The organism is Synechococcus sp. H70.1, from assembly GCF_047502705.1.
GTDB lineage: Bacteria > Cyanobacteriota > Cyanobacteriia > Thermostichales > Thermostichaceae > Thermostichus.
This window is the reverse complement of record NZ_JANSIV010000034.1, coordinates 37824-45092: the sequence shown is the minus strand read 5'-3', so window position 1 is coordinate 45092 and position 7269 is coordinate 37824. Positions and strand designations below refer to the sequence as shown.

Annotated in this window: 6 protein-coding genes and 1 pseudogene; 3 read left to right on the top strand and 4 right to left on the bottom strand. The window is 59.8% G+C overall.

What is annotated here, in order from left to right:
* Nucleotides 1-928, bottom strand: a pseudogene (locus tag NW827_RS02465) (hypothetical protein); the annotation flags it as partial.
* Nucleotides 929-1166: 238 nt separating this feature from the next.
* On the opposite strand from NW827_RS02465, the gene ccsB reads away from it, so the two are divergent.
* The 3 genes from ccsB to tig all read left to right on the top strand — a co-directional run bounded on the left by ccsB (nt 1167) and on the right by tig (nt 4288).
* Entirely contained in the window at nt 1167-2171 is a 1005-nt protein-coding gene (ccsB, locus tag NW827_RS02460) for a c-type cytochrome biogenesis protein CcsB (protein WP_414361812.1), read from the top strand.
* Between the two features lie 80 nt (nt 2172-2251).
* On the top strand, nt 2252-2635 hold the full coding sequence (locus tag NW827_RS02455) for a LapA family protein (protein ID WP_414361642.1): 384 nt from the start codon (nt 2252-2254) through the stop codon (nt 2633-2635).
* 51 nt (nt 2636-2686) lie between these two features.
* Nucleotides 2687-4288 carry a trigger factor gene (tig, locus tag NW827_RS02450; RefSeq protein WP_414404421.1) on the top strand — a complete coding sequence of 534 codons (1602 nt, stop codon included), beginning with the start codon at nt 2687-2689 and terminating at the stop codon, nt 4286-4288.
* Between the two features lie 34 nt (nt 4289-4322).
* Here the strand turns inward: tig and NW827_RS02445 are convergent, their stop codons facing one another.
* From NW827_RS02445 to NW827_RS02435, 3 genes are read right to left on the bottom strand one after another with little or no spacing between them, the layout of a single operon-like run.
* Complete coding sequence (locus NW827_RS02445) at nt 4323-5444, bottom strand: extracellular solute-binding protein (RefSeq protein ID WP_414404420.1); 1122 nt, start codon at nt 5442-5444, stop codon at nt 4323-4325.
* On the bottom strand, nt 5416-5841 hold the full coding sequence (locus NW827_RS02440) for a resolvase (protein WP_414361648.1): 426 nt from the start codon (nt 5839-5841) through the stop codon (nt 5416-5418). The genes NW827_RS02445 and NW827_RS02440 overlap by 29 nt, the downstream gene beginning before the upstream one ends.
* Nucleotides 5842-5853: 12 nt before the next feature.
* Nucleotides 5854-7233: a DUF3084 domain-containing protein gene (locus tag NW827_RS02435; protein ID WP_414503304.1), complete on the bottom strand. Its 1380-nt coding sequence runs from the start codon at nt 7231-7233 to the stop codon at nt 5854-5856.
* Nucleotides 7234-7269: the final 36 nt, after the last annotated feature.

The window sequence follows — 7269 nt, the reverse complement described above, 5'->3', positions numbered from 1 at the left end:
GTGTAGGGGTGGGTGTTGGAGTTGGAGTTGGCGTAGGCGTTGGAGTCGGTGTAGGAGTAGGAGTCGGTGTAGGGGTGGGCTGAGGCTGCAGGATAGCTAGGGCTTCTTCTGCTTTCAACTCTCCCCGAACCAGCTGGGAGAGGGTATCTTGGCCGCCGGGGCTGTAGGTGATTTCGCGGGCGGCACTGTTAAACACATTGCGGATGGGATCCCCTTTGCTATCGACCAGCTCAACTACTATCACGTTGCGGCCAGGCTTCCAACCCTTCAGGTAAAAAGCCTCCCAGCGATCCAGCAGGCCGGACTGACCGTTGAGGGTGTAGCGGATGCGCCAGTCACGGGGGAGGTCGGCCAGCAAGCTCTCCCGCACCGGGGCATTGGCCAGCCAAAAATCGACCAGAATCGGCTCAGCTCCGTAGCTGCCGCTGGGAGAGCTGTAGGTGAGTAGTGGCAACTGCGGCTGCGGCACGTACTCCGGCGTAGGCGCTAGCACATGGAAGCTGACTTGGGCGTAGGCCTCGGAGTTTTTAAAGCTCTCGTGCCAGGGCTTGACGGCAAACACTCGCAGAGTATGGGATCCCGGCTCCAAGTCCTTGAAAACAAGGGGAGCCTCCGCATCGTAGTGGGAAATGTAGGGGCGATTGTCCAGAACCACATGCAAGTGGGGACCAAGACCCAGCTGCGGATCTTTGAAAATTGGGTACCCCCGTACCGCCAAGCGAACCGTAACCTGGCGCTCCGGCAAGATCTCGCCAGGTTGGGGGCTAAGGATCTGCACCTGCGGACGATAGTGCTGCAAGTAGGCATCCAGCTTGGCAATTTCTGGTGGCGCCGGCACTTGCTCAACCTGAGGTAGCTGGGGTTCCTGGGGTTGTTTAGGCGCAGATCTCCCACAGGCAACCAGCAGCAAAGCTGTCAACAGCGCCATCCACCATCCCACTCCCCGTGCTTTCAAGCTGGCATTTCCCGCGCGTCCTTGCATGAGCTTCACATCCCACACTTGCCAAGCCGCAGACAAGCCATCCTCACAACATTACCAGGATGTGTCCTTCGGGGAGGATCCCCTCCCCCGCCGCCCTAGAATGGGATCGGCAGGTTTGCTCCTGTCAGGAAAAGCTTTGAGGTCATCTATGACGCCAGTGGCAGCGACAATAGCCCTCGCGGGCCTGGATCTCACTCAGTGGCAAGCTCTCCTCAACAACCTCGCCTTTGCCATTTGTTTGGGAGCCATGCTCTTTTACTGGGGTGGAGCGGCATTTCCCCAAGTGCCACTTTTGGCCGAACTGGGCTTAGCAGGGATGGTGGGGACCAACTTGACAATAGCCGCTCTGCTAACGGCTCGCTGGATCGACGCCGGCTACTTCCCTTTGAGCAATTTGTACGAGTCTTTGTTTTTCTTGGCCTGGGGGATCACTGCCTTGCACTTGCTGGCTCTCCATTGGACCCGCCGCCGCTGGGTGGGGGTGATGACTGCCCCACTAGCAACGGGTATTGTCGCCTTTGCCGCCTTGGCCCTGCCGGAGGATATGCAGGCAGCTCAGCCGCTAGTGCCGGCTCTGCAGTCCAACTGGCTGATGATGCATGTTACCGTCATGCTCCTGGCCTACGCAGCCCTCTTGGTGGGATCCCTGTTGGCCATGGCTTTTCTCATCCTCACGCGTGGACAGGAGGTGCAGCTCAAGGGCAACTCCCTCGGCCTACAATTTCGACCGCCCCGACCTGCAAGTCAGCCAGAGCTCACGGAAGCCGCTGTTTCTTCCTCCAGCTGGGAACTTGCCGGGAGCCGCTCTTCTCTGTCCGCCGCTAAACTTCCTCCCTCGCCGACCCCCGAAGGGATCCCTCCCCAACAATTGAGTCTGGCTGAGATCTTGGACAACACTAGCTACCGCTTCATTGGATTGGGGTTTCCGCTACTTACCATTGGCATCATTGCCGGCGCTGTTTGGGCCAACGAGGCCTGGGGCACCTACTGGAGCTGGGATCCCAAAGAAACCTGGGCCTTGATTACCTGGTTGGTTTTTGCTGCCTACTTGCACGCCCGCATCAGCAAGGGCTGGCAGGGCAAGCGTCCCGCCCTCCTGGCCAGCTTGGGCTTTGGGGTGGTTTGGGTGTGTTACCTAGGAGTGAACTTTTTGGGCAAAGGCTTACACAGCTACGGTTGGTTCTTTTGAAGTAGGTCACCTCTGGCACCCCCCTTTACGGGTATTCTGATGCTGGCAAGCCGTTGTGGATACCTCCCGAGGAGAAAAGGATGCGTCTGTTTAACTACATCGTCTTCTTCTTGGCCCTCCTGGGTGTTGCCTTCTTTGCCATGCAAAACGCTAGCCCGGTAGTGATTACCTTTGCCCCCGGCGTTAGCATCGAGAGCCCGTTGGTGATTGAGCTTTTGGCTTCTGCCGGGATCGGGGCTGCTTTGGCCTGGGTCTATAGCCTTTGGATGCGGCTGCAATTTAGCCTCGAAGCCCGCGAGAAAAATCGGCAACTGCAAGAGAAGGAAGTCACCATTAGCGAGCTCAAGGAAATGGTGGTGGAGCTGGAAGCCAAAGTTAAGCAACTGCCCCCCAGTAAGCGGGCTGAGCCCCAGGAAGACCTGCAGGACGTTAAGGAAGTTACCACCGAGGGATCCCCTGCCTAGGCCGCCCATGCGGTACAATTAAGCTTCTGCTTGCCTTTCTCACTAGCACCTATGCAGGTTACCCAAGAAAAACGCCCTGGTAGCCGGGTTGGCTTCAAGATTGTGGTGGAAGCTGACCGGGTTAAGCGCTCCTACGAAAAAACTCTGCGCCAGCTGGAGCGGAACATTCAAATTCCAGGGTTTCGCAAGGGCAAGGCTCCGCGCAACCTGGTAGTGCGCCAGGTGGGCCGCGAGCGGATTATTGCCAGTGCTATCGATAACCTCATCCACGAAGCTATCCAGGAGGCCCTCCAGGAGGCTCAAGTCAACCCCATCGGCCAGTTTGAGCTGGATGAAGAGGTGAAGCAACTTCTGGATCGCTTCAACCCAGAAGCCGACTTCAGCTTCTCGGGGTATGTGGAAGTGTACCCTGAGGTTCGTCTTGGGCAGTACAAAGGGCTAACCGTCACGGCAACCCGGGTTGACATCAAGCCTGAGGAAGTTGACCGGCTTATCGACCAGTTGCGGGATCAACGGGCTACTCTCTTGCCTGTGGAGGATCGGCCTGCCCAGTTGGGAGATGTGGTGGTGATTGATTTCCAAGCCCGTGACGCTGAGGGCAATCCCCTCAAGGAAATTGCCGCTCAAGACTTGCAGCTGGAGCTGCAGGAGGAAAACTTCATTCCTGGTTTTGTGGCAGGCGTTGTTGGCATGCAGCTCGACGAGACTAAGGAGATCACTGCCACCCTGCCCGAGGATTACTTTAGAGCAGAGCTGGCTGGGAAAACGGTTACCTTTACTGTCTGCCTCAAGGAGATTAAAACCAAAGAGCTGCCAGAGTTAGACGATGCTTTTGTACAGGAGGTCAGCAATTTCCAGACAGTAGCCGAGCTGCGGGAACACCTGCAAAAGCGCCTTGAGCAAGATGCCCTAAGACAATCTGAAGAAAACCTCGAGGCGGCCATCCTCAAGGCCATTTTGGCAGCTACCGAGGTGGATCTGCCCGAGAGCCTTGTTGAGCAAGAAACCACGCAACTGCTAGCCCAAGACCTGCAGTCCCTACAGCAGCAGGCAGGGGCTAAACCGGGAGAAATGCGCAAGTTCCTGGCCCAACTGCCGCCTGAAACTCTCAACCAACTGAGGGAACGCCACCGGCCCGCGGCCATCGACCGACTGCGCCGTGCCCTTGCCCTCAGCGCTATTGCTCGGCAAGAGCAAATTGCCGTCGGCCCCACCGAATTGGAAGTAGAAGTAGAAGAGGTAATGAAGGCCTATGCCCAGCAGGGCCAAAAGTTGGATCGGGAGGGGGTACGCCAAGTCGTCTACGAAAATCTGCTCACCCGCAAGGTGATGGCCTGGTTGAAGTCGCACACCACCGTTAACTGGGTCGATAGCGAGGGCCATCCCACCGAGGCACCCGCTCTACCCCTCAGGGCTGGATCTGGGTCGGTGGCAGAGGCCGAGCTGGAGACAGCAAAGGGCTCTGGGCTCCTGGAGGCCTCTGGAGAAACGGCAGCGCCCTCTTCTAGGGCAGCTGAAGCCAAAACCGCGCCAGAGGCGGCCTCTACTGCCGAGGAGAGGTTGGATCTGGAAGCTGAATCTGCCAGCTTGCAGCTGAAACAGCCAGACCAGGCCAAGCCCAAGTCGGACAAAAAGAGCAAAAAGGGCAAGTAGACTCCTTCCTCCCTCGGGGAAGCTCTCCCAATTCCTACAGGAGACCGCGCCGCATCTGATCCCAAAGGCGGAGGTAGGACTCGGCTTCAGCTAAGCTTAGGGGCCGCCAGATCTCGGCCTGTTCCCAGGTGGAGGGGTGAAAGTCAGGCCGGCGGCGCAGCCGCCAGGAAAGTTGATCCCAATCCAGAGGCAAAACCGAAGGGATCCCGCTCAAATTGACAAGGCGAGGGGCGAACTCGGGATTGAGGACAAAGTCAATCCACTTGGCCCGCAGGGATTCCAGCTCCCTCTGCTTCTCTAGGGGCAGGAGGAGGGGCTCGGCAGCGCGGGGCTGCACCCAGACATCCCACCAGACGGCGGATCCCGAAGCCGGGATCACCACCTCCAACTCGGGGTAGCTGGCCTGGGTAGCGTAGAGATCTTGCGACCAGCCCACCGCTACCCAGCTATCGGCCAGGCGCAACATGGGCAAGTAGTCAGCGGAGGTATAGGCCAAAACTTGGCGGTGCAAGGAGCCCAGCTCCCGTCGCAGCTCCGCCTCTTCCGGGTCAAGGGGATCGTTGTAGGAGCGGCCCATCTTTTTCAGGGTCAGCCCAATCACCTCCCGCGGGTGATCCGGCAGCGTAATCTTGCCAGCTAAGTCAGGCCGCCATAGGTCAGCCCAATCCTCAATGGGCTTGCTGACGCGGTCGCGGCGGTAGGCGATGGCCGTCACCCCCCAGCGCCAGGGCACACCCCAGACCTGCCCCTCCCGCAGGGCTGCCGCCTGCCAACGGGGATCCAACTGCTGCCAGCGCCCCCCCAAGAGGCTGGGCGGCAAGGGATCCAGCCAGCCGGCAGCCAGAGCCCAATCCAAAGCGTCGGCCCCCAGCAGGCTAAGAGCTGGTACTGGCAGTCGTTGGCCGAGCCGCCACCAGGACGGCTGGGACGCCTGGAGGCTTTGGCGCAGGTAAGCCAACAACTGGCTTCGCTCATCCACCAGCTGCAAGCGAAAGCGGACCTGGGTGCGGCGGCGGAATTCGTTGACTAAGCTGAGAGGGATCCCCTGCTTGAGGGCGAGGATGAGGGGCAAAGGGACGCCAGGCCCGCCACAGCCGGCCACTGCCAGAGCAGCCAGGTAGAGGAATTCACGCCGGCTTAGCTGCTGCTTGCCCACGCCAGTACCGCTCCACCAGAATCAAGGCCACTAGATCATCGTAGGCCTTGTCCGGCACCCGCAGCCCCTTGGGCAGCAGGCGCTGCCACCCCCGCGGCTGGTAAACCTCCCAGTAGCGCCGCCGGGCTTCTTCTGAGCTGTGGCGTTCGTCCACAACAACGATCTGCTGCGGTAGGAGGAGCGACTCCAGTTGAGCCTTCCACTGCCGCGCCGTTGTCTGATTGCCGAGGATCAGCCGCTCGGCTCCAAACTGCTGCCAAAGAGCCCCCAACCTGGGCAGGGCCTCCCCGGCAGGAACCACCTCCCGATGCAAAACTTGCCAGGCTGGCTGGGTTTGCACAACCGCAAGGCCGCATTTGTCCCGCCCTGGGTCAAAACCCACTAGCACCCGCTCCATAGCCTTGATCCCCTATCCCTCCCTGCGCCCTCTTAGCTGAGCTGGAGCGGGGCCGTGTTGGCTGGAGGCCTGCGCCATGAGAAAACTCACCCGCAGCGGTCCTGCCGTGTAGATGTCGGCGTCGGCCACTAGCTTTACATCCAAAGGGGTGGTGCTTTGGCGCAGCTGCTGCACCACCTCCAAGAACCTGACCTGGGAGAACTCCCCAACGGTGCCGGTGATGGGATCAGCAAGGAGACCTTTTTCTTGGGAGCGCTGATTGGCCTCGTTTAGCAGCTCCAGCAGCCGCTGCTGGATTTCATTTTCGCTCAAGCCCGGCTGGATCACTCCTTGGGCCAGCACGGATCCCTTGGCAAAAAGGCGCTGGTTGGGGTAAATCTGCACCAGCACGGGCACAGGCTCACCCTTGAGCCGGTTGGTAAGAGAGAGGATGCGCACTGCCCAGCTGCCGGGTTCTTGCAGCTTTTCCAAAGCTCGCTCTGCATCCTCGCGGCGGAGGAGGATGGTGTTTTCCAGAGGGGGCACCGGCTGGGATCCCAGGGCCAGGGCCCGCTGTTCCGCCTGGGCCAACAGTTGCTCAAACTGCTGCCGGATGGCCTCTGGCTTTGCCCCTACAGGAGTCTGGACTACCCCTGTAGCTAAGACTTCGCCAGCCAAGATGGCTAGCTCCCCCCGCCGCAGTCGCACTGCCAACTGGTTGAGCTGGGCAATTTCGCGCTCAAGCTGGTTTTTCTGGGTCTCCAGTTGGTTTAGGGCTGCCTGGGCCGCCTCCAGGGAGCGCTCCAGTTGATCCCGATCCAGTTGCAAAGTCCGCTTTTGCGACTCCAGGGTGGCGATGGTTTGCCGCGCCAGTTCCACCTCTTTCTTGACTGCCGCCAGCTCTGCCTGGGCCCGCTCCAGCCTGGGCTGCACCTGGGCCAGTTGCTCTTGGGCTGCCGCCAACTTGGCCTCGGCCTCTTGGCGCGCTTGCAGCGCTGCAGCCAGTTGCTCCCGAACTGCACTCAGGCGGGTTTGGGCTGCCGACTGCTGGCTGCGAAATTGCTCAAGATCTAGCCTGAGGCGATCCCGCTCGGCTCTAAGGGCAGCATTCTCGGTCTCCAGCCAAGCTTTTTGGCGATTGAGGGCCTGCAGCTCCTGCCTAGCCCGAGCAATTTGGTTGGTATAGCTAAAAAGGGCTTCGGAAAGGGAGCGGTTGAGAAGCAGCAGCGTGCCCAAGGTTAGGGCTGAGATGCTTACCCCCGTCATCACAGCTACCAAGACGGCCGTGTGGCGAGGGCGCAGGTTAAACCAGGTGAGGCGCTTTTTGCCAATGCGATGCCCTACCCGATCCCCAACTACGGCAATCAGGCCGCTGATAAACAGCATGTAGAGGATCAGTAGTACGCCTTGCATAGACCGGGATCCCTGCCATGGAAATCTTAGCAAGGC

What these genes read in the sequence shown, in the direction of transcription:
- tig (WP_414404421.1), top strand. Translation starts at nt 2,687, where the DNA reads ATGCAGGTTACCCAAGAAAAACGCCCTGGTAGCCGGGTTGGCTTCAAG.
- NW827_RS02435 (WP_414503304.1), bottom strand. Translation starts at nt 7,233, where the DNA reads ATGCAAGGCGTACTACTGATCCTCTACATGCTGTTTATCAGCGGCCTG.
- NW827_RS02455 (WP_414361642.1), top strand. Translation starts at nt 2,252, where the DNA reads ATGCGTCTGTTTAACTACATCGTCTTCTTCTTGGCCCTCCTGGGTGTT.
- NW827_RS02440 (WP_414361648.1), bottom strand. Translation starts at nt 5,841, where the DNA reads ATGGAGCGGGTGCTAGTGGGTTTTGACCCAGGGCGGGACAAATGCGGC.